17 protein-coding genes and 1 pseudogene are annotated in these 22816 nt (G+C 39.1%); 9 read left to right on the top strand and 9 right to left on the bottom strand.

From position 1 onward, the window contains the following. The first annotated feature begins 135 nt into the window (after positions 1-135). The 3 genes from ABIB40_RS11900 to ABIB40_RS11890 all read left to right on the top strand — a co-directional run bounded on the left by ABIB40_RS11900 (position 136) and on the right by ABIB40_RS11890 (position 3352). Entirely contained in the window at positions 136-1020 is an 885-nt protein-coding gene (locus ABIB40_RS11900) for a TolB family protein (protein ID WP_354359311.1), read from the top strand. A 92-nt stretch (positions 1021-1112) separates the two neighbouring features. Continuing rightward, positions 1113-2330 carry a DEAD/DEAH box helicase gene (locus ABIB40_RS11895; RefSeq protein ID WP_354359309.1) on the top strand — a complete coding sequence of 406 codons (1218 nt, stop codon included), beginning with the start codon at positions 1113-1115 and terminating at the stop codon, positions 2328-2330. Positions 2331-2440: 110 nt separating this feature from the next. Then, positions 2441-3352 (top strand): AEC family transporter, encoded by a 912-nt coding sequence (locus ABIB40_RS11890; RefSeq protein WP_354359307.1) that lies wholly within the window; start codon positions 2441-2443, stop codon positions 3350-3352. Here the strand turns inward: ABIB40_RS11890 and ABIB40_RS11885 are convergent. Next, positions 3349-4773, bottom strand: coding sequence for an L-serine ammonia-lyase (locus ABIB40_RS11885; protein WP_354359305.1), 1425 nt, complete (start codon positions 4771-4773; stop codon positions 3349-3351). The genes ABIB40_RS11890 and ABIB40_RS11885 overlap by 4 nt on opposite strands. Before the next feature lie 88 nt (positions 4774-4861). Here ABIB40_RS11885 and ABIB40_RS11880 point away from each other — a divergent pair, with 88 nt between their 5' ends. Next, positions 4862-5704, top strand: coding sequence for an energy transducer TonB (locus ABIB40_RS11880; protein WP_354359303.1), 843 nt, complete (start codon positions 4862-4864; stop codon positions 5702-5704). 323 nt (positions 5705-6027) lie between these two features. Then, on the top strand, positions 6028-7032 hold the full coding sequence (locus tag ABIB40_RS11875; RefSeq protein WP_354359301.1) for an energy transducer TonB: 1005 nt from the start codon (positions 6028-6030) through the stop codon (positions 7030-7032). A gap of 17 nt (positions 7033-7049) precedes the next feature. On the opposite strand, the gene ABIB40_RS11870 is transcribed toward ABIB40_RS11875, so the two are convergent. The 6 genes from ABIB40_RS11870 to rlmN all read right to left on the bottom strand — a co-directional run bounded on the left by ABIB40_RS11870 (position 7050) and on the right by rlmN (position 18041). Next, on the bottom strand, positions 7050-7706 hold the full coding sequence (locus ABIB40_RS11870) for an MgtC/SapB family protein (protein WP_354359299.1): 657 nt from the start codon (positions 7704-7706) through the stop codon (positions 7050-7052). A gap of 12 nt (positions 7707-7718) precedes the next feature. Next, positions 7719-8738, bottom strand: coding sequence for a PorP/SprF family type IX secretion system membrane protein (locus tag ABIB40_RS11865; RefSeq protein WP_354359297.1), 1020 nt, complete (start codon positions 8736-8738; stop codon positions 7719-7721). Continuing rightward, on the bottom strand, positions 8738-14155 hold the full coding sequence (locus tag ABIB40_RS11860; protein WP_354359295.1) for a PKD domain-containing protein: 5418 nt from the start codon (positions 14153-14155) through the stop codon (positions 8738-8740). The genes ABIB40_RS11865 and ABIB40_RS11860 overlap by 1 nt, the downstream gene beginning before the upstream one ends. Positions 14156-14460: 305 nt before the next feature. After that, a complete protein-coding gene (gene groL, locus ABIB40_RS11855) occupies positions 14461-16095 on the bottom strand; it encodes a chaperonin GroEL (protein ID WP_354359293.1) in 1635 nt (544 codons plus the stop codon). A gap of 157 nt (positions 16096-16252) precedes the next feature. Beyond that, positions 16253-16543, bottom strand: coding sequence for a co-chaperone GroES (locus tag ABIB40_RS11850; RefSeq protein ID WP_354359291.1), 291 nt, complete (start codon positions 16541-16543; stop codon positions 16253-16255). 454 nt (positions 16544-16997) lie between these two features. After that, positions 16998-18041 (bottom strand): dual-specificity RNA methyltransferase RlmN, encoded by a 1044-nt coding sequence (rlmN, locus tag ABIB40_RS11845; protein WP_354359289.1) that lies wholly within the window; start codon positions 18039-18041, stop codon positions 16998-17000. A 189-nt stretch (positions 18042-18230) separates the two neighbouring features. Between rlmN and ABIB40_RS11840 the strand changes: the two are divergent. Continuing rightward, positions 18231-18611, top strand: a pseudogene (locus ABIB40_RS11840) (GxxExxY protein). 410 nt (positions 18612-19021) lie between these two features. On the opposite strand, the gene rluF reads toward ABIB40_RS11840, so the two are convergent. Then, positions 19022-20005 carry a 23S rRNA pseudouridine(2604) synthase RluF gene (gene rluF, locus ABIB40_RS11835; RefSeq protein WP_354359287.1) on the bottom strand — a complete coding sequence of 328 codons (984 nt, stop codon included), beginning with the start codon at positions 20003-20005 and terminating at the stop codon, positions 19022-19024. 81 nt (positions 20006-20086) lie between these two features. Between rluF and dtd the strand changes: the two genes are divergently transcribed. From dtd to ABIB40_RS11820, 3 genes are read left to right on the top strand one after another with little or no spacing between them, the layout of a single operon-like run. Then, positions 20087-20539 (top strand): D-aminoacyl-tRNA deacylase, encoded by a 453-nt coding sequence (gene dtd / locus ABIB40_RS11830; RefSeq protein WP_354359285.1) that lies wholly within the window; start codon positions 20087-20089, stop codon positions 20537-20539. 52 nt (positions 20540-20591) lie between these two features. Continuing rightward, positions 20592-22157, top strand: a complete 1566-nt coding sequence (locus ABIB40_RS11825) for a glycosyltransferase family 39 protein (protein ID WP_354359283.1) — start codon at positions 20592-20594, stop codon at positions 22155-22157. Then, entirely contained in the window at positions 22147-22479 is a 333-nt protein-coding gene (locus ABIB40_RS11820) for a nucleotide pyrophosphohydrolase (protein WP_354359281.1), read from the top strand. The genes ABIB40_RS11825 and ABIB40_RS11820 overlap by 11 nt, the downstream gene beginning before the upstream one ends. Positions 22480-22488: 9 nt before the next feature. Here ABIB40_RS11820 and ABIB40_RS11815 read toward each other — a convergent pair whose 3' ends face one another. Further along, positions 22489-22791 carry a DUF4286 family protein gene (locus ABIB40_RS11815; protein ID WP_354359279.1) on the bottom strand — a complete coding sequence of 101 codons (303 nt, stop codon included), beginning with the start codon at positions 22789-22791 and terminating at the stop codon, positions 22489-22491. Positions 22792-22816: the final 25 nt, after the last annotated feature.

Below are 22816 nucleotides of genomic sequence, written 5' to 3'. Positions count from 1 at the left end.
AGCTGTACTTGCCATAGTAAAACCTTTTCAGCTCGATAACATGCGACCCCAAAAGCGATCTTAAACTAAATATCCGTAAATTTGTCTTTCATCAACCGAAGAGAAATGCGTTTGTTTAAACTATTAATTCCTTGCATGGCTATTTTTGCTGCCTGCAACAATCAGCATCAAGAGAGTGAAAGAAAAGCTGTGTTAGATACGGTTTCTCTAGCTAACAAAAAGTTTCAATTGGCTTATCAAAATGATGGAAAGATAACCGCGACGAGTTTAGATACGCTTCATCAGGTTTCTTTTGGTGGCGCTACAGACGCAGCCATTTCGCCAGATGGCAACCAATTGGCCTACACAGTTAGCGATTCTAGCAACAACCGAAGCATTTGGATGGCCAATATGGCAACCAAAAGTCAGGATCAATTGGATGTTCAAAGCAAGAATTTCTATCAGGCCATGTTCTCACCCGATGGCAAAAACATCGCTTTTAGCGTATTTAAAAAGGGGGTTTGGAAAATTGGCATCATTGGATCAAACAATAAAAACTATCAAATACTGGACTTTGATTCTAAGTTAAGTGTCTATTCGCCAACCTGGAAAGGGAACGATGAATTGGTGATGCATGATTTAAACAACCTGTATGTCTATTCTGTCTTTGGAAAATTGAAAAGCAAATTTTTATTGAGAGATTTGGTTGGTAAAGATTTAAACTTTGCCAGTAACAATCGCTTCTTTTATACCTCTGATGGGAAATCTATTGTTTTTAATGCCAGCAATCCTGCCGATAAATTCGACGGGTTAATGGGACAGGGAGAATCAATTTATAAATTAGATTTAGCAAGCAAAGCCGTTTCTAAAATATCGCCGGCAGGCTATACTGTTCCATCTATTTTTCTTACACCGAAAAATATGTTGGTGTTTAGTGCCTTAGAAAAACCATTTAAAACATCTAAAATATATAATTCGAACATTAATGGATTGGCATTTAAGCTATTGGTAGATAAGGGTTCAAACCCTTCGGCAAACTAATTTTACTCAAAACAGCCTGTTTAAAGCTCAAAAAAACGCCGTTTGCTATTGGCGGTATTTTGGGGTACTTTTGCAAGTAAAAAAACATTATATTGAATTTCAGCGATTTTAACTTTAACCCCGATTTATACGAAGGCCTAATGGCCATGGGTTACAAAAGTGCCACACCCATACAAGAACTTGCAATTCCAGAAGTTTTAGCCCATCATGATCTTATTGCTTGTGCGCAAACCGGTACCGGCAAAACAGCGAGCTATTTATTGCCAGTAATGGATAACATTAGCAAAGCAAAAAATAGGCATAACAATACCTTAATTTTAGCGCCAACTAGAGAGCTTGCACAGCAGATAGATTTACAGGTAGAAGCGCTTTCTTATTTTACCAACATCAGCTCGCTTACGGTTTATGGCGGTGGCGATGGCATTGCTTACGAACAACAAAAACGCTCGATGCGAGAAGGTGTAGATATTATTATCGCTACTCCAGGCCGTTTGATGTCGCATTTATCTTCGGGAGTGCTAAACCTTTCTCAATTGCAACATTTGGTGTTAGATGAGGCAGATAGAATGTTGGATATGGGTTTTTACGATGATATTATCCGCATCATAAGCTATCTTCCGCAAGAACGCCAAACACTTCTATTTTCGGCAACCATGGCGCCAAAAATTAGAGGTATGGCAACAAAGATCTTAAAGAATCCAAAACAGATTACCATTTCTATCGCCAAACCAGCAGAAGGTATTAATCAGCAGGCATACAACATTCACGATCAACAAAAACAGGCTTTATTAACTGAGATTTTTAAGAGCGGGCTGTATAAAAGCAGTATTATTTTTGCTTCCACAAAAGAGAAAGTTAAGGGCTTAAACAAGGCTTTTAAAAGTTTGGGCATTAAGGCTGCTGCTTTCCACTCAGATTTAGAGCAGAAAGAACGCGAGCAGATTTTGCTCGATTTTAAAAATCGAAAACTGCCTATTTTAATCGGTACCGATGTACTCTCTAGAGGAATTGATGTAGAAGGAATTGATTTGATTATTAATTATGATGTTCCTGGCGATCCCGCAGATTATGTGCACCGCGTGGGTAGAACGGCTCGTGCAGAAAGCAAAGGTACTGCCATTACCTTGGTTAACGGAAAAGACAAACGCCGTTTCGAAAACATAGAAAAGCTGATCGAAAAGCAGGTGCCGCGTATTCCACTATCAGAAGAGATTGCCAATATGGAAATTAAACATGTGGAGGAAAAAAGGCATCCGTCTAGCAGGCCTAACAAAAGAGTGTGGACAAAGAATAAGCCGAACGCAAAATAGGCTTTAGGTGGGAGGCGATGGGTATTAGAATATCAGTAGTCAGCTTTTCGCTTTCTGCTTTGGCCTTTCTGCTTAATTGGTAAATCGTCACTCTAAAATCGTAAATTCAAGTGGCTAATTTTTTAATCATTATTCTGTGCTTTTTGGCAGGCGTTGCTTTTAGGAAGAGTAAAACCTTGCCCGCCGATGCCCACAAAGGCATTAATGCTTGGATTATTTACATTGCCTTACCTGCGTTATCGTTCAAATACCTACCGCACATCACTTGGACAAAGCATTTGATTTTTCCGGCAGTAGCGCCCATTTTGGTTTGGCTATTTGCATGGTTGCTGATAACTATGTACAGTCGCTTTAAAAAACTGAACAAAGCAACAACAGGCGGACTAAAATTAGTGAGCGGACTGAGCAATACTTCGTTTATAGGTTTCCCACTTATAATGGCCTATTTTAGCGAAAAGGAATTGGCCATCGCCATCATCTGCGATCAAATTACTTTTGCTATTCTCGCTACTTTTGGCGTGCTCGTTGCCATAAGATCATCCCAAAAACAACAACTTAGCATTGGCACATTAGTTAAAAAGGCACTTTCTTTTCCCCCGCTAATTGCTTGTGTGCTTAGCTTAACTTTGCCTCACTTTGTAAACATTTCTTTTTTAAATCCTCTTTTCGATAAGCTATCCATTACCGTTGGGCCGCTGGCTTTATTCTCTATTGGCTTGCAGTTAAAGTTTGGTGGCTGGTTTAGCCAATTAAAAACCATACGCATTGCGTTATTTTACAAACTTATATTGGCGCCCGCTTTAATTTTTCTAATTGCCATCGTATTGCAGCTTAATGGTATCATCAGTAAAATTACCATTTTCGAAATGGCCATGCCGAGCCAACTAACCTCTGCTGTAATCGTAGAACAGTATAATCTAAATCCAAAACTGGCCAATATGGTTGTAGGGATTGGGATAGTTTTGGGTTTTATAACCACAGGAATTTGGTGGCTGGTTCTGAAATATTCGGGATTAGTCTAGCATTCCGGCAAACTCAACGGAATATTAATTGCTAACCCTCCATCTGATGTTTCTTTATATTTCACATTCATATCTTGTGCAGTTTGCCACATGGTTTTCACCACCACATCTAAACTTACTTTTGCCTTATCAGGATTACTTTGCAATGCCAACTGGCTAGCGGTAATGGCTTTTATAGCGCCCATGGTGTTGCGCTCTATACACGGCACTTGTACCAAGCCACCTATTGGATCGCAGGTTAGGCCAAGATGATGTTCCATTGCAATTTCTGCAGCCATTAGTACTTGACGCTGAGAGCCGCCCAAACATTCTGTTAGCGCAGCAGCTGCCATGGCAGAAGAAACACCGATTTCTGCTTGGCAACCTCCCATAGCGGCAGAAATGGTAGAACCTTTTTTAAAGATACTCCCAATCTCAGATGCGCAGGCAATAAATTGGATAATTTTGTCATCTGAATAACCATCGCAAAAGGCCATAAAATATTGTAATACAGCAGGAATTACGCCCGCCGCCCCGTTTGTTGGTGCAGTTACCACACGACCAAAAGATGCGTTTTCTTCATTCACCGCAAGGGCGAAACAACTTACCCAATCTAAAATATAATTAAATCCATTGCCACCTTTTTTAATGGCTCCAATCCAGCTATCGTAATCGTGGTACTCGCTGTCGCCGATCAATTTTTGATTCAGCTTAGCTGCACGCCTGCCCACTTCTAAACCTCCAGGCAAAAACCCACCGGTATGGCAGCCGCGGTAGGTGCAATTTCGCATTACGGCAAAATGCTGCAAAATACCTTCTTTTGTTTTTTCTTCTTTTCGCCAAGCAAGCTCATTCTCCAATACAATTTCACTTACTTTTAAGCCTGTGGATAGACACCAATGCAGCAGATCTTTGGCGTTCTCAATGGGGAATGGCAAATCGACCGTTTTACTGTCGTCTATAACCTCACCCTCCTTAACCACAAAGCCACCTCCTACAGAAAAATAGGTTTCTGAATGAGCTTTTCCGTTTTTTAACAGCGCTTGAAATGTTAACCCATTTGGATGGAAAGGCAAAATTTCGTTAAAGAGATAGAGCAAATCTACGTCATAATCGAACGGAATGGTTAGGTGGTTTTCCAGCGTTAATTGCTTGTTGGTTTTGATGGCATAGAAAGTCGGCATCACCAATTCCACATCGAACGTTACCGGATCTGCGCCAGAAAGCCCCAAAAAAATAGCGATGTCTGTACCATGTCCGCTGCCCGTTTTTGCTAAAGAACCGTAGAGCAAAATCTTTAACCCTTCTATTTCTGCCAATAGATCTTTTTCTTCGAGCGATGCAATAAATTGTTGCGCAGCACGCCATGGCCCAAGGGTGTGAGAGCTCGATGGACCAATGCCAATTTTAAAAATATCAAAAATAGAAATTTGCTCTTTCATTTGCTTAAGTAATAAACTTTTAACTGAGAAAGTCAAATATACCACAACCCACCCTTTTTTTGTAGCTTTATAGAAAACCCCTCCTGTTATGAAAATTTATGGTATAGTTCTCATTCTTATTGGCTTAACTTCATCTGTGTTAGCCCAGCAAAACAAGAAGGTGTATTTATTAAAAAAAGACGGCAAAGAAGTTCAAACTAAAGCAGCGGGCACTGCAACACGACAAGAAATTAAAAATTACCAAGCTGGAGAATCCACAAGGATATCTATCTCCTACTATTCTAATGGAAAAGTTAAAAGAAAAACAGAATACCCTAGGCCACAGGATGCAAAAACTGACATTCAAAATAATATTGGCGATTTTTCAGTCGATTTTAAAATGGAAAAACGGTTATTCGAAGGAGATTCCACAGGAAAAGTATTTGTTGAGAATGGAAACGGGCATTTTCGTGAAACAATCGAAAGCGGTATCGAGCAAAAAATTGAAGAAGGAGATTATAAAGACGGATATAAAAATGGCATTTGGTTAGGACATTATCCGAATAAAGATGAATCTTTTGTAGAGACCTATTCTAACGGTAAAATGTTAGGAGGAGAGACCACAAAAGAGGGTAAAAAGTATAGATACACTATAATAAAAAAATGCGCTGAATTTCCGGGAGGGAGAATTGGTTGGTTAGGCTATATCTCTAAAGCCGAAAAAAACCCTGTAAACAGTAACGGGCAACTAATTAGTGGTTCTGTAACGCCCAGTTTTACAATAGGCGTGGACGGAAAAATTTCTAATGTTTGGATAAACAATTCTATAAACAAATCTTTAGATTTAGAGGCAGCTCGCGTTCTGTATAATAGTCCGACATGGCAACCTGCAAAATTCAGGGGCATTCCATTTGAATATTCCTATAGTGAACCAATTAATTTTAAGCATTAATTTTAAAGACACATAAAAATCAAACTCTGCCAATTTTTTATGGTTTAGCATTTTATCTACAAATCGTTTGTGGTTTTTAGGACTGGCAATCCAAACGCCAGTAATTTTTCCATTTGCCAATTCTTGTTTTCCGCGGGTAAATTTTAAGTTAGAAGAACCACATCTTTCTTGTAAAAATACGAGTTTTCATTTTGAAAAATTTTAGAGAAACCAAAAAAATAGATTTGCTGTTTTTGGGTTATAAATTGCCAGCTTTTGAAGACTAAAAAAAAGTTGGATATACGATACATTTATTTATAGATTTAGCTGAAATTTAAAGCTACATGAAAATACTTCTTTCCTCGATAATATGTGTGTTATTTGTTCAATTTGCTCAAGGACAAAAAAGACAAAATGTTTATTTCTTTACCAATGACGGAAAAGAGACTCAAATTAAAGCAAAAGCTGATTTTGTGAGGATAATAGAAGCGCCCGATTCTGGTGATACGCGGTTTAAGCTGACAGAATATTTTAAAAACGATGTTAAAAAAACGCAAGGTTATTTGAAGTCTTTCCAACCATCTTTAGTTTATGATGGCTTGATTTTGCAGTTTGATAGTACAGGAGCGAAAGTGCAGGATATGACTTATAACAATGGTCTTCCTTTCGGAATTTCAACAACCTATTATTCAAACGGTAAGGTTAAAAGAAAAAACGATTACATAGCGCCAGTAAAAGCGCCTCAGAATCAAATGATAGGAACGGACGCTGAGTCATTTTTCTTGATGAATGAGGGCAACGTAAAGGTTATGTATGATGCGGATTCAAATGGTGTGGTTAATGTTGAGAATGGGAACGGCCATGTTAAAGAAGTTGAGGGATTAGGAGATGCCGAATTGGTGCAAGAAGGTAGCTACATAAATGGATTTAAAAATGGTACATGGACAGGGAAATTCTCAAAATCTGATAATTCGTTTATCGAAATATACGACTCGAGTAGGTTGGTTTCTGGCGAAAGTATTAAGGATGGCATAAAATATCCATACACTATTGCAATGCAAGCGCCCGAATATCCCGGTGGGGAAAATGCCTGGAATAGTTATATTGGGCGATCTGTAAGATATCCTGCTGATGCCCAAAAAAATGTAATACAGGGCAAAGTTTCGGCTAATTTTGTGATAGATAATAAGGGAAACATTACAGATATACATATCTACAAGAGAGTTTATCCCTCCATAGACGATGAAGCCACACGAGTTTTAGAAAATTCTAAAAAATGGATTCCTGGAAAGCAGAGAGGTATTCCGGTTAAAGTGCGCTACACTCAATCGATAAGTTTTAATCTTTAATTTAGAATTTCCATTACTTAAAATTCAAACTCTATCAGTTTTTTATCGTTTAGCATTTTATCTACAAAACGCTTGTGGTTTTTCGGACTACCAACAGCCACCCAAACCCCACTTATTCTACCGTTTGCAACCTCTTGTTTTCCTCTTTTAAATTTTAGTTTAGATGATTTGATGTCTTCTTCATAATGGTCTAAACTTTCATTTTCGTAAGTTTTAACGATGCGGTAAAATCTCTTGGTAAACCTTCTTTCTATCAAGTTTTCTACAAATGGAAAAATAAACAAGGCCAACAAAACAACCACGGTAACCCCAAATGCCTGCTGAAAAAACCCAGCACCAATGGCCATACCAATTGCGGCAACGATCCATATTACACAGGCAGTTGTTAAACCATTAACTTTATTGTCTTCCTTAAAAATTACCCCAGCTCCCAAAAAACCTATCCCCGTTACGATGTTAGATGCAATGCGGTCGTGACTATTTAAACCGATTTTTACGGATAGGATGGTAAACAAAGTTGCGCCAAGCCCAATCATAATCATGGTTTTTAAACCCGCAGATTTGCTATGGTATTCTCGCTCTGCACCAATTAATCCACACAATAAAATAGCAAGCAAAAACTTGTTAACCTCGCTTTGCGTAATAAACTGACCGTGTTCAAATAAACTATTCATGCAAAGGTAAAGTTAATAAAAATCGTAGCACCTTAGGCCGTTATATTCGCCATAGTTGCCGCTTCCAGGAAAGTATTTTTGATAGCTGACGCCAAGCTCTGTAGTACCGCCGGTATTGGCATAGTTTAGTTTAGAGGTGGTTGCATCATGACTGATCCCTACGCGAAACTTTTCTCCGTTCTTGTTCTTGCTAAAAATATCGAATATAGCAGAGAATACCACGGCATCGCTTCCATTCGACAGTCCATTTTTTCGAAACCAAGCGCCAACGTTAACTCCTTTATATTTGAACTGAGCACCTACACTAAAAGAGGTTATATTTTCTTGTTTATAAACCACCACAGAAGGAATGACATAAGTGCCATCGCGATTATATTGATCTGGAATTAAGGCAATTTGATAGCCTAAGTTGGCAGAAAGTCGAATGGGCAATTTTGTATTGATCCCTGTTAAAGATTCATCTGGATGGTTGATGTGATGCGCAGCTAGGCCTAACATTGCTTTTCCGTAAACTAAGTTTGCACCTGCCGCAGCATCAAAATAAAACCGACTGTCTACGTTAGGGCGCTCAGCGCCAGATATTAAACCTGGGTTGTAGCCAGTGTTAACATCAATCTGGTCTCCAAAAACCAATTTACTCCAATCTAATTTCAAATTGGTAATGCCTCCCTGTAAACCAAAAGAAAGCGTAAAATTATCGCCCGGAATAATATAGGCGTAACTTGCTGCAATGTTGTTTTTTACCAAATAAGCAGTTCCTTCGCTGCTGCGGTTAAACATTAACCCAAAGCCACTTCTAATTTCCGGAAAGTTCAAGTCGCCCGAGGCATGCAGGTAAGAGTAATCGCTAGCCAAGCCCGTCCATTGATTTCTATATAACGCATTAAACCTAATGCTACCTTCAAATTGGCCCGTAAGTGCAGGATTTAAATAGAGTGGCGCGTTGTAAAATTGTGAATAAATCTGATCTTGGGCGCTACAAAAAAGCGAACTCAAAATTAAAAAGACGATGGGTAGAGTTTTCTTTTTCATTATCTAATTAAATATATTACGCCTGTTTTCCTTGCTTTCTCACCTTTGTAGGTCATTCCTTTCCATGCCGAACCATTGGTAAACTTTACTTCGGCTTTCCAAAAATACGCTCCTTGTGGCTGCGCTACTCCATTATATGTTCCGTCCCAACCCAAAGATGGAGCGCCGTCGCTAATGTCAGAAGTTTCGAAAATTAATAAACCCCATTTATTGAAAATGCTCAGTTTGTATTGTTCTACGCCACGGCCTTTGGCTTTAAAAGTTCTCAATTCCTCTTTAGCACTTCCGGGCATAAATGAATTTGGCAGGTATAAAAATCCTGGAACACCAATAATGCGTACGGTTTGATAGGTAGTACTTGCGCAACCACCTTTATTGTACACTTTTAAATTAACTCGATAAGTTCCTGTGTCGGGATATAAATGGACGGGATTCTGTAATTTGGAAGTTACGCCATCGCCAAAATCCCATTCCCATACTGCCCCTTCTGAAGAGTTATCAAAGAAAGAAAAGGTATAATTTGGAATGGCTATGGAATTGCCTGGTTTTACAGTAAAATCTGCTACTGGCGGCGAAACCAGCGTTATGTAGTTTGGCAACGTTGCCGTAGTTGGACAGCCGAGTTGATTCGTTGCCGTTAACGTAACGGTAAACCTTTTCCCTACGCCATTATAAACATGTGTGGGTGAGTTATCTGTAGAGGTTTGACCATCGCCAAAATCCCAAAGATAACCAACTCCATCTTCTGCTGTATTGTTAAATGTTACTTTTAGTCCATCACATCCATCAGTTTTATCTGCTGCAAAATTTAAGACTGGTTTATCGTAAACGGTAATCGTTTCTGTGGTGGTTGCAGTAGAACAGCCGTTGGTTGCAACAAGTGTTACCGTATAATTGCCACCTGTAGTAAAAATATGGTTAACTACCTCTGGCGCTTTAGTGGTAACGGTGGTGCTTTTCTCTCCGGTGGTATTATTTAAAAACGTGTAGGTAAAGATGTTTGCTCCACTTGTATTGTTGTAGAGGTTTACGCTTAAAGGCGCACAGCCCTGTTTTTCGTTACTGTTTACCACCAATTCTGGCACAATGGTATTTGGAGAAATGGTAACGGTGTACGAAGAGCTAGCTGACCCGCAATTATTTTCTGCACGCATGGTAACTACATAATCCTTTACCATTGTGGTGGTGTATACATGGCTTACCGAACTCTTATCGGTAATAGGCCCAGAAGTTGTACCGTCTCCAAAATCGAAGTAGTAAGTGTTTGTATTGCCGGGCGAAGTGTTGCTAAAATTGATGGTTGCCGGAGAACAGGCAGATGTACGATCTGGAGAAAATACGGCGATGGCCTTCGCTTTTACCATTACCGTACTTGTTTTTACGATGGTGTTACAAGGGGTTGAGGCCGTTAACGTAATGGTATAAGTGGTGTCTTTTCCAGTGGCGTCTGCATCGAAAACAATCGTACCCGGATCTGCAACTGTAGACTTTTGCCCATTTCCAAAATCCCATTTAAAAGTGGCATCGGTTAAGGGTGCAGAGGTATTTTTAAAGGTAACTTTTAATGGGCCGCATCCCTCAGTTAAATCTTGTGTAAAACTTGCTTGTAAAACATCGTAGGTAGAAAAAATTTGCTCAAAGGTATCTATGTTACATGCATTTTTGCTACTGGTTACCAGCTTGATGGTTACGGTTCTATTCCCGCCGGTAATGGTATAGCCTGGGAAAGCTAAACCTGTTCCAATCACAACATCGTCAGCGTACCATGTGTAAATGTCATTGCTGGGATAACTGTTGGCTTTAATGTTCATTGCCTCTAATAGAAATGGGCTACAGCCTTTCGCAGTTCCAAAAGTAAATTCTGCTTTAGCTGGTTGTATGATTGTAATTTTTACAACATTACTCAAACTCTCGGCCGCACCGCAAGCTGCACTAGTTACCAACCGCCGAAACCAAGTGTTTATGGCGGTTCCTAAAATATCTAAATACTGATTTTTTGCAGATGCAATGTCAACCCAAGTAGCTCCCTGATCTGTGCTTTTTTGCCACTGATAACCATAATTTCCATCTCCGCCTGTTGGAATGCTGCCTTGCAGCGGACTTAATGGTTTATCGAAACACACTTCTTGATTAGCAGAAATAATATTATTATCCAGCGGAGGTCTAACTTTAACATCTATTACATTACTAAACGAGGTACAAATACTGCTGTTTACCAAACGCCTAATTTGTGTGCTTTGACTTAGGTTTATGGTTAGGTCTTTACTTTTTTGGCCAGATATGATATTCCATGTGCCGCCATTGTCTATGCTCTCTTCCCACGAAAAAGTAAAAGGCCCGCCTGCACCTCCAGTCGGAACATCGCCCAAGATTGTTGCCATTGTACCATTGCAGATGAGGATGTCGGCGCTAGAGATAGTATTGGTAACGGGAGGAAAAAAAGTTATCTTAACCTCATCGAAACTTTCAGAGCAAGGAGCTGCACCTATAATTGTCCATTTAAACGTATAAGTTTGTCCGGGTATTAAACCTGTTACCGCTGTATTGAACAAGCGAGGATTTGCAATGGCCACCCCACTTTGACCCGATTCTAACGTCCATGTACCTGTACCCACCCCAGGTTCGTTGCCCGAAAGTTGGATACCATCTCCACTGCACAAACTCATGTCTTTTCCTGCATTTGCAATTGGAACAGCAGGGTAAACAGTAATAACCTTAGTAACAGCCGCTGCTGGGCATTTGCCAGCAACCGATGGAACAATGGTGTAGGTTACGGTAGCATTGCTGCTCCCAGTATTTACAAGCTTATCCTTAATAAATGCAACTGTGCTAGGAACGGTTCGAGTTGTATTGCCTGTTACACTTCCACTAACCGTGCTTGTATAGGTATAGGTGGTATTTGCCAAATTAGAAGATAGTGTAATGTTTGTGTTCGTGTTGCTGCAAATAGTAGGTTCTGCAGCGGTGGCCGTAACAATTGGCCGCGGACTGACAGTCACCACCAGTTTAAATGGAGTTCCTTCACAGCCATCGTATTTCGGAATGATGGTATAAGTTACCTGCGCATTATTAATTGGATCTGTATTACTGAGCTGGTCGCTTATCAAACCCGAGCCGCTTGCAGAAAATCCCGCAGCGTTTGTAGATCCTGTTGCTGTCCAAGAAAAAACGGTTCCCGCGACATTATTTGTTGGCTCGTAATTTAAAGTTTCGTTTGTACAAATGCTTAGTGTTGCCAGGCTAGTAAGATCTAACTTTGGCTTTATAATAAGTGTAATTTCGTCATCTATGGTTCTGCATGGAGCAGCTAAAGCCGTTGTTGCTCTTAGAATAAGTGCTACCGTTCCAGCAGCGCGCTCTTGTGCAGTGGGTGTGTAAGTGGCATTTAGTGCATTCCGATCAGGAGAGAAAACGCCATTTCCTCCCACCCAAACATGGGCAACCGTATTATCTGATATTTTAGCATCTAAGCTAAAACTGTTTTCGGTAAAGCAGATACTCTGGTCGGGCCCAGCATCAACTTTTGGTGCTTTTTGGAAGGTTAGTATTTGAGAGGCAGGCACCATCCCACAACCATTCTTGTGTACCACCTTTACCGTATATGTGGCAAAGTCGTCAAATTTTATAGATGGATATTGCGAGTGGGCATCGCCTGTGGTAAAGCTGTAAGCACCGCCAGTAACCGTCCAAGTATAGGTATCTGCCTCAGGATTGGGAGTTCCCGTCAAAAGTGTTTTTGTTGGGCCAGTAGTTGTATTGTTAAAATCGTAAGAAACCAAATTACACAGCGTTATGTCTGGCGATAATTTTGCTGTAGGATTGGTATTTACCACTACTGTTTGCGGTGCTGACGAAACCAACCCACAACTTGGTGTGGTAATTTGCAATATAAATTGATAAACCCCAGGTTGGGTAAAACTAAATTCTGGTTGTTTGCTTTGCAACGTTGTTCCATTAATGGTTGATACAGCGGGCGTAACCACCCAATTGTAGGTGTTGGCATCCGTGCAAACGTTGTCTATGATGGATTTATCTACTGGTATTAACGTAGAAGGAGCACAAAAGCTGGTTTTAGGCAATGTAAATACAGGTTTTGGAAGGTCTTGTATGCATATTTGATGTTCTTCTGGATCAGCGTCGCAGGCGCCATTGGAAGTGGATTCTAATTTTACGGTATAAAGGCCGTGTTTAGGGAAGGTATATTCGAAATTATAACTCTTTGGTTGGTTCGCTTTTATTAAAACCCCATCAACGTACCAATTATAGGTGGCATCGTTATCTACACAGCCAGCACTATTTGTGTTTGGATTTTGCCCCGGATCTGATGTATTTTGAAACAACACATTTACATTGGCACAATTTGGCGACTTATTTACAAATGAGTTGTCAGGTCGGCGTACCACTTTTGCTGTAGTTGAAACTGGTGTGCCGATATTGCCGCAAAACTTGTTCTTTAAGTTTATATTAATACCAAATACATTGTACACAGATCCGTTAGAAGTGATGATTACATTACCGCAAGACGATTTTGTGTACTGATGTTTGAGGATGCTATTGTTCGAAATAATTTCACAAATGGTAAGTATTGACGTGGTATTGTCTCCCCAATCTACCGTGTAGAGATTACCAGGAAAGTTAGCTCCGATGCCATTTGGAAATGAGGTATCCACCGGAAATTCCAAATTATCTGGCAAACAAATTGTATTTGAGCCCGATGTACCAAAAACCGTGGTGGTTTTATTGTTTATAAGCAGATATGCTTTCGTTCCTACTGTGCCGTTGGGCATGGTAGCCTTTACAAAAATGGTATAGTGTGTTAAATCTGCTGTAAAGCTCTGGTTTTCTGTAGGAAATGGAAAGGCTACTTGCGTGTTATTAAGCTCGTCTTTTATGGTAGAATTAACCAATGAAGTTGGCGTAGACTGGTTGGTTAATATAAAGGTATTATTTGGTTTTGTTTGGCAAGTACCAAATGTTTCCTTGTTGTTAGAATTAAGGTAGTTGGACGTAATTTTTGCCTGCACGGCAGCACCTAATTTTATTTCGAAAGGAGATGATTCTACTGATACTATAGCAGGTAAGGTTGATTTTATCCTCAATTTGTAACCTGTACCACTTGGGGTTCCTACTGGAATTATCCCGTTTATATACGTTGAATAAAAACTATCGTAGTTCCCTATAAGTTTTTCAGATGCGAAGCTACCAGAGGCATCCGAAAGGAAAAGTTGAAATTGATTTGTTTGTTTAATGCAGCTTCCACTAAGTATCTTAAATGTTGCCGCTATGGTACCACCAGGCGTATAAGGTCCTGCATCAACAGGCCCGATAGTAAGCTGCGAAAAACCTTCAATACTAAAAAATAAAAGGATTGTTGATAGAAAAACAATCCTGAAGAGCTTTCCGAATATCCACGTCATCTATTTATGTCAGTCAATGTACGAAGAAGCTCTTTAAACCTAAAAAGATAATTTTGGCCTATTAAAGGCAATATATATTCTCTAAATGTTTGATAAAACTTTCTTCGATAAGTTCGTTAGTTGCAAAATATCTATGAAATTTAAATAAAAGCACAAGCCATTTTTAAAAATTTACACGAAATCCTACCCCTTTTTTGCCTACCATTCGTAAATTACTGTCTATCATTTTGTTAAAAAAAAAAACGACCATCAAAACATACGTTTCAATGGTCGTTTTTACACGAAATTAAATGCTATGAGCTAACTTACATCATGCCGCCCATACCGCCACCGCCCATTGGAGGCATTGCTGCACCGCCTTCTTCTGGCTCATCTGCTAAAACTACTTCTGTAGTTAACAACATGGCCGCAATAGAAGCTGCATTTTCTAAGGCTACTCTACTTACTTTAGTAGGATCGATAACTCCAGCTCCAATTAAATTCTCGTACACGTCAGTACGCGCATTGTAACCGAAATCTTCTTTTCCTTCTTTAACTCGTTGAACTACAATGGAACCTTCTACACCTGCGTTTTCGCAAATTTGACGTAATGGCTCTTCTATCGCTCTACGGATAATTTGAATACCGGTATTCTCATCTTCGTTCTCTCCTTTAAGATTAGCCAAAGCTTCTACCGCACGGATAAAAGCTACACCACCACCTGCAACAATACCTTCTTCTACAGCAGCACGAGTTGCGTGTAAAGCATCATCAACACGGTCTTTCTTCTCTTTCATTTCAACCTCACTTGCAGCACCTACGTAAAGCACAGCAACACCGCCAGCCAATTTAGCCAAACGCTCTTGCAATTTTTCTTTATCGTAATCTGAAGTTGTGGTTTCTATTTGAGCTTTAATTTGGCTAACGCGAGATTTAATATCTTCGCTATTACCAGCTCCGTTAATTATGGTTGTATTGTCTTTATCAACAACTACTTTTTCTGCAGTACCTAAGTAAGTTAAGTCAGCGTTTTCTAATTTGTAGCCTCTTTCTTCTGATACTACAATTCCGCCAGTTAAAATAGCGATGTCTTCTAACATAGCTTTTCTTCTATCTCCAAAACCTGGTGCTTTAACTGCAACAACTTTCAAAGAACCACGAATTTTGTTTACTACCAAAGTAGCTAACGCTTCGCCGTCTAAATCTTCAGAAATGATAACCAACGGTTTACCAGTTTGTACAGTTTTTTCTAAAACAGGCAACAATTCTTTCATGTTGCTTATCTTCTTATCATAGATTAAAATGTAAGGAGTTTCTAACTCTGCTTCCATTTTGTCTGCATTGGTAACAAAATAAGGAGATAGATAACCTCTGTCGAATTGCATACCTTCTACTGTTTTTACTTCAGTTTCGGTACCTTTTGCTTCTTCAACAGTAATTACGCCATCTTTACCCACTTTACCCATTGCTTCTGCAATCAATGATCCAATTAAATCATCGTTATTGGCAGAGATAGATGCTACTTGCTTAATTTTGTTGATGTCTTCACCAACAGTTTGCGACTGCGATTGAAGGCTTTGAACCACAGCTTTAACTGCTTTATCAATTCCGCGTTTCAAATCCATTGGATTTGCGCCTGCAGCCACGTTTTTAATACCTGTAGTAATAATTGCCTGTGCCAACACAGTAGCAGTTGTTGTTCCATCACCTGCAATATCTGCGGTTTTAGAAGCAACTTCTTTAACCATTTGAGCGCCCATGTTCTCAATGGCGTCTTTTAATTCAATTTCTTTGGCAACCGTTACACCATCTTTAGTTATAACTGGCGATCCGAATTTCTTATCTATAATTACGTTACGCCCCTTTGGACCTAAAGTTACCTTTACGGCATTTGCAAGAATATCAACACCTCTTTTCAAGGCATCGCGTGCTTCTACGTTGTATTTTACTTGTTTTGACATTTTTTATAGATTTGAGATATGAGTATTGAGATATGAGACAAAAGTCTCTACATCGAAACATATCTTATTATTAAATGATATATTTTATTTTTCACTTTCGGCTTTTAACTTTTTGCTTTGGTCTTTCAGCTTCAGTCTTTTCGCTTTAAGCTTTCCATTATCCAACTATTGCGTAGATATCTGTCTCGCGCATAATTAAATAATCCTTACCATCAATAGGAAGTTCAGTACCGCCATATTTTCCGTACAATACTACATCGCCAACTTTTACAGATGGTTTTTTACCTTCAGCATCTTCATCAGATACCGACATTACAGTACCTCTTGATGGTTTTTCTTTAGCTGTATCGGGGATATAAAGGCCTGAAGCAGTTTTTTCCTCAGCCGCTGCCGGCTCTACAATTACCCTATTTGCTGTGCCAGCAATTGGTTTAAGATTTAACGACATAATTATTTTAAGTTTTTAATTTGATAAATATTTTTTAACACGTAGCATTGCACATTTTTTATGCCAATGGCTATGTATTGACAAATTTTCTCCAAACTGTCAATTAAGTGCATTAACGTGTAAAGCGAACAAAAGAGACGTGCCATGATGGCAGACTGTGGAGAGAGGTTGAGGCGGAGACTGAGGTTAAGACTAAGACCGAGGTTGAGGGTGAGAAGGTTGACAGTTAAAACTCAAGTTGCCCGAAAATTGTTAACGGTTAATGGTTGAAAGTCATATCGGCTACTTGTATCGCACATCTAGCAGCCTTTTAAAAGTTTAATTTTAGACCACCTACTTGCCGCTCGTAACCGGCAACCAATAATTTACCGCCCATTTCTTTAGATGAATGAAATTCGGAATGGTCTACGCACCAAACAATCGTAATTCGTAAATCGTAAATCGTAAATCAAATCTACTGTTTAATCGCCAATTGCCCACAGGCCGCATCAATATCTTTTCCTCTACTGCGCCTAATGTTGGTGTTTATCCCTTGATTTTTAAGATAGTTTGCAAAAGCATCAATCTTATCTCCTTCGGCATTGGTATAGTCAGCAAAAGAAATGGGGTTGTATTCTATTAAATTTACTTTACATGGAATGTGCTTGCAGAATTTCGCAAGGTCGGCGGCATCTTCAAGTTCATCGTTAAAGTGGTTAAAAACAATATATTCGTAAGTAACAGAATTTTTGGTTTTTGCGAAATAATACTTTAACGCGTCTGCCAATGCGGCCAAGGTGTTAGCCTCGTTAATCGGCATAATTTCATTTCGCTTTTTATCATCTGCTGCATGTAGAGAAAGGGCGAGGTTAAACTTTGCTCCGTCGTCTGCTAGCTTTTTAATCATTTTTGCTATGCCAGCCGTAGAAACAGTAATGCGTTTATAACTCATGTTCAAACCATCTGGCGCAGTGATGCGCTCTATAGATTTTAACACATTTGCATAGTTTAGAAGTGGCTCGCCCATGCCCATATACACAATGTTGGTTAGTGGGGTCTTATAATTTTCTTTTGCTTGCTTATCAATTAAAACTACCTGGTCGTAAATTTCATCTGCAGTTAGATTTCTTTTTCGTTCCATGTAGCCGGTTGCACAAAATTTACAACTCAAACTGCAACCTACTTGAGAGCTTACGCAGGCGGTCATGCGCTCATCCAAAGGAATTAAAACACCTTCTACTATGTTGCCATCTGCTAATCGGAAGGCATTTTTTATGGTATCGTCATTACTAACCTGCGAGTTGCTAACCGTAACAGCATTGATGACAAATTTCTCATTTAAGGTTTGGCGCAACTCCTTCGAAAGATTGCTCATTTCCTCAAAGGTTATGGCAGATTTTTCCCACAACCATTGATAGATTTGTTTTGCCCTAAAAGAAGGTTGCTTTAATGCAACCAAATGCTCTTTTAATTGAGGCAAGGTTAATGAACGAATATCTATTTTTTTTGTGGACTGCATGTTATTGTGTTTAGCGTTAAATGCTTAACGCAGAAAGTGCAAAGGTACGGAAAAAACAGGACGAGAGAAAAGACGGTAGCAATCCATTGCTTTGGAGAGATAAGATTTGGATTCTTACTATAATTGAATTTCCACTGATAAAAGTGTAGATTAGATTGAACATAACAAAACTCATCATATAAGTTTAAGATGTCGGAAAATGAATTGACAGGCGAAGTTATTGGGCTTGCTATAGAAGTCCATCGTGGTTTGGGTCCGGGACTTTTAGAAAGTGCTTATCAAGAATGTTTATTTTACAAAATCAAGAAAGCTGGTTTATTTGAAGAAAAACAAAAGCCAATGCCGTTGATTTTTGAGGAAGTGTACTTAGATTGCGGGTATAGGTTAGATTTATAAGTGGAAAATAAATTGGTGATTGAGTTGAAATGTGTCGAAAGGCTAAATGCTGTACATTTGTCGCAAATGTTAACTTATTTGAGGTTGGGCAAATTTAAATTGGGTTTGATTATTAATTTTAATGTTCCCTTATTAAGCTCAGGAATTAAGCGGGTAATAAACGAAAGGGTGTAATTTATACAAAATAGCAATGGAGGCCTAATGAATCCTACACGTTAATGTTTATATAGGAATTGCCCACAAGCAGGTCGGGAAGTTGCTGCCGAGTTGCACAGAGAAAAAGCGCAGAGTTACGACGAGAATTAAATTCTTTAAAAGTGAGACTTAATCCTCGTCATCCCTAAAAGCTTTTGAAAATTTCGTTTAAAAAATTTGAAAAAAGAGTTAGATATGAAAATATCCGGAGTCGCGCGGAAAAAAAGTATTCCTCTATTATTCACTAGCGGCTCTGTTTTTTCCGTGAAAAAACTCTACGAAACTCTGAGTTTAAAACTCTACGAAACTTAGCGGTAAAAAGACCTGTAAAAAACTAAAATCTCTGAATTTTATCCTATTTTAGAAACTCGGTCGTTCGAGCGGTATCATCAGCTGTTTCGTCGTAAATGAGTCGCTTTTGTTGTTCTTTTGCCTTTAAGTGTTTTCTTTTTGGCGGGTGCAGGATCTGATTTACCATTCGGTTTGCTACTAGATTTTGTACTTGCCTTAAACGATGGCTTTTTCCCCGTTGCCTTATGCGAAGCTTTTGGTTTGCTGAAAGATTTTTTTGGGACATCCGCCCTTGCGTCCGTATCTTTTTCCCAATTTTCGGTTTTTTTCTTTGTGTTTTTTGGCTTTGCAGTTCCCTGCGATGAAGATTTTTCTACGCTTTCCATCAATGTGATCATTTCATCCTCGGCAAGTTCTCTAAACTCGCCGGGCGGAATGCCTTTCAACGTGATATTCATGATGCGAGTGCGTTCTAATCTGATCACCTCATAACCAAAATGCTCGCACATTCTGCGTACTTGCCTATTTAATCCCTGAACCAAAATGATGCTAAAAACATTTGTGCTTATCTGCCTAACCTGACACTTACGTGTATTTACGCCCAAAATTGGCACACCAGCTGCCATTTCTACAATAAAATCTTCGGTAAGGGCTTTATTTACCGTAACCACATATTCCTTTTCGTGTTTGTTGCCAGCCCTTAATATTTTGTTAACAATATCGCCGTTGTTGGTTAAAAAAATGAGTCCAGAAGAATCTTTATCCAACCTGCCAATTGGGAAAATACGTTCGCTGTAATTTACGTAATCTACAATGTTTGCTGGTACATTTTTTTCTGTGGTGCTGGTAATTCCTACCGGTTTGTTAAAGGCTATCAGTACAAAAGCATCTTCTTTTTTGGGCTCGATGGTGTGTCCATTTACCATTACACGATCGCCGGCCAAAACCTGATCGCCCACATTTGCGCGCTTTCCGTTGATGAATACGTTACCTTTTTCTATAAATCGATCTGCCTCTCGTCGAGAACACAATCCGCTCTCGCTGATAAACTTATTTAAACGGGTGGATGAGTTGGAATTCATGCTACAATTTTACTGAAAATTTTTTTCGTTCGTTTACCAAACGTTGTAAATAACTAACTTGCGGTATAAAATGTAAAGCAAATGAGGGCGGTAATACAACGAGTAACAGAAGCAAGTTGCAAAGTAGATGGTCAGATTACAGGAAATATATCAACTGGTTTTCTGGTGCTCTTAGGCATAGAAGATGCAGATGGAAAAGAAGATTTAGATTGGTTGGCCCAAAAGATTGTTGGACTTAGAGTTTTTAGCGATGAAAACGGATTGATGAACAAAGCCTTAACAGATGTTGATGGAAATATTCTGCTGATCAGTCAGTTTACGCTGTTTGCTGCTACAAAAAAGGGAAACAGACCTGGATTTAACAGAGCAGCAAAACCAGAAATTGCCATTCCATTGTATGAACAAATGATTTTAAAATTATCAGCTTTGCTAAATAAAAAAGTAGAAACCGGAATTTTTGGTGCCGATATGAAAATAAGTTTATTGAACGACGGCCCTGTAACGATATTAATTGATACAAAGAACAAGGAGTAACCTATACACACCGCAAAACTAAAACAGCACTTAGACCAATAAAACTATAGATATGCGCGCGGCTAATTCTTTTATAGGAAGAAACGATTACTCGAAAGCGAGTTCGGCTTTACTTTTATTTTTCATCGCTTTAAAACTGGTCTTACCTTTTTTGCTGGTTAACCCGATTTACGAACTGCATAGAGATGAGTTTTTACATTTAGATCAAGCCAAACATTTGGCTTGGGGCTTTCAATCGGTGCCGCCAGTAACTTCTATTTTTGCATTGCTGATTACGTTTTTGGGAAAAAGCGAAGCGGTTATTCGTTTGGTTTCTGCCGCAATAGGTGCGGCAACAATCGTGTTTACTTGGAAAATTGTAGAAGAGTTTAAAGGTAATTTATATGCAAAAAGCTTATCGGCTATTGCCTTAATTTGCTCTACCATTGGGCGTTTAGATTTACTTTTTCAACCCAATGCATTTGACATACTGAGCTGGACTGCCCTTTATTTTTTCCTAATAAAATACATCAACACAAAAAAAATCGGCTTTTTATATGCTGCGGCAATTGCATTTGGAATAGGGTTTTTAAACAAATACAACATTTTGTTTTTAGCAGCAGGGCTTGCACCAGCCTTCATCATCTCGCAACAGAGAACAATTTTTAAAAACAAACACTTCTACCTTGCCGTTTTAGTTGCTTTGATCATTATGTTGCCAAACTTGCTGTGGCAGTATAACCATAATTTTCCGGTGGTTGGCCACATGAAAGAGCTGGCGAAAACACAATTGGATAAAATCAACCGCATTGATTTTCTAAAAGACCAAATGCTTTACTATATAAACATTATTTTTATTGTGGTTGCTGGTTTGCTTTCGCTGATGTTTTATAAGCCCTTTCAAAATTTCCGTTGGATCGTTATTGGATTTGCTTTTTCGCTTTTCCTGTTCACCTATTTTCGGGCTAAAAGTTATTACGCTGTAGGGCTGTACCCAGTAATTATTGCCGCTGGCTGTGCTTATTTTGGGGGGGTACTGCAGAAATCCTCTCAGCGGTACATAAAGGTATCTACCTTGGTTATTCCAATAATACTTTTTTTGCTCATACTAAGGGTTTCTTATCCGTTTTTAAGTCCGAAAAGGATTGTTCAAAAGCATAAAATCTTTAGCGAAGTGGGCGCGCTGAGGTGGGAAGATGGTTTGCAACATGATTTACCCCAAGATTTTGCAGATATGCTGGGTTGGAAAGAACTGGCACATTTAACAGACATCGCTTATGCAAAGGTTAAAGATAAATCTAGTCTGTTGGTTCGGGCAGATAATTATGGCGAAGCTGGCGCGATTAATTATTATTCTCGTTTTAAAAACATTAATGCGGTAACTTATAATGCCGATTATTTAAACTGGTTTAAAATGGATAAGCCAATAAAAGACGTCATTCTAATTTTCGGACCGTACGACGAAGATTCCCAGCGAAAGGGGGAAAGGCCTTTTTTTAGAAAAATTAACAAGATTGGAGAAGTTACCAATCCTTATGCCCGAGAAAAAGGTGCAAGCGTTTTTTTATTGGAAGGCGCCAGTAAAGACGTGACCACTATAATAAAAGCAGAAATTAAAGAAAGACAACATGACCATTGAGGAAGCCCAGCAAACAGTAGATAATTGGATAAAAACGACCGGCGTTCGCTATTTTAACGAATTAACCAACACCGCAATTTTGATGGAAGAAGTGGGCGAAGTTGCTCGAATTATCGCTAGAAAATATGGCGAACAATCTTACAAAAAAAGCGACGAAGAAATAAACTTAGCCGATGAAATGGCGGATGTGCTTTTTGTGTTGATTTGTTTGGCAAACCAAACCGGAATAGATTTAACCGGTGCATTTCACAAAAACCTAGAGAAGAAAACAATCCGAGATGCAACAAGGCATAAGGACAATAAAAAAATAAATCCGGATTGAGACTGAGGTTTAGCCTACAATCTCCATTACCGTGCGGTAAGCCACAAATTTATTTGCAAACTTTGTATCAAGTTCATGTTGTAAAGCGGGAGCAAATTCTGCTAGATATTCCTTGTATTTTTCATCGCTCTCTGCCACATATTGCGTACAATAGGTAACGCCCTCATTTGGAGAATCCACTACCCGCAACAACCTATGCGATAGAAATTTTTCTGTATCCATAACCGCCGGAATATGGGTTTTTTGCATCCAATCTAACCATTCATTGGCGATAGATTCCTCTAAAATTAACGTAACGTTGTATAAAAGCATGCGGCAAAGTTAGCGAAAGCCCAAC

It is taken from the genome of Pedobacter sp. UYP30 (genome assembly GCF_040547165.1).
In the GTDB taxonomy this organism is placed as follows: Bacteria; Bacteroidota; Bacteroidia; order Sphingobacteriales; family Sphingobacteriaceae; genus Pedobacter.
Note: the sequence above shows the minus strand (reverse complement) of the source record. Positions and strands in the feature narration are given on the sequence as shown.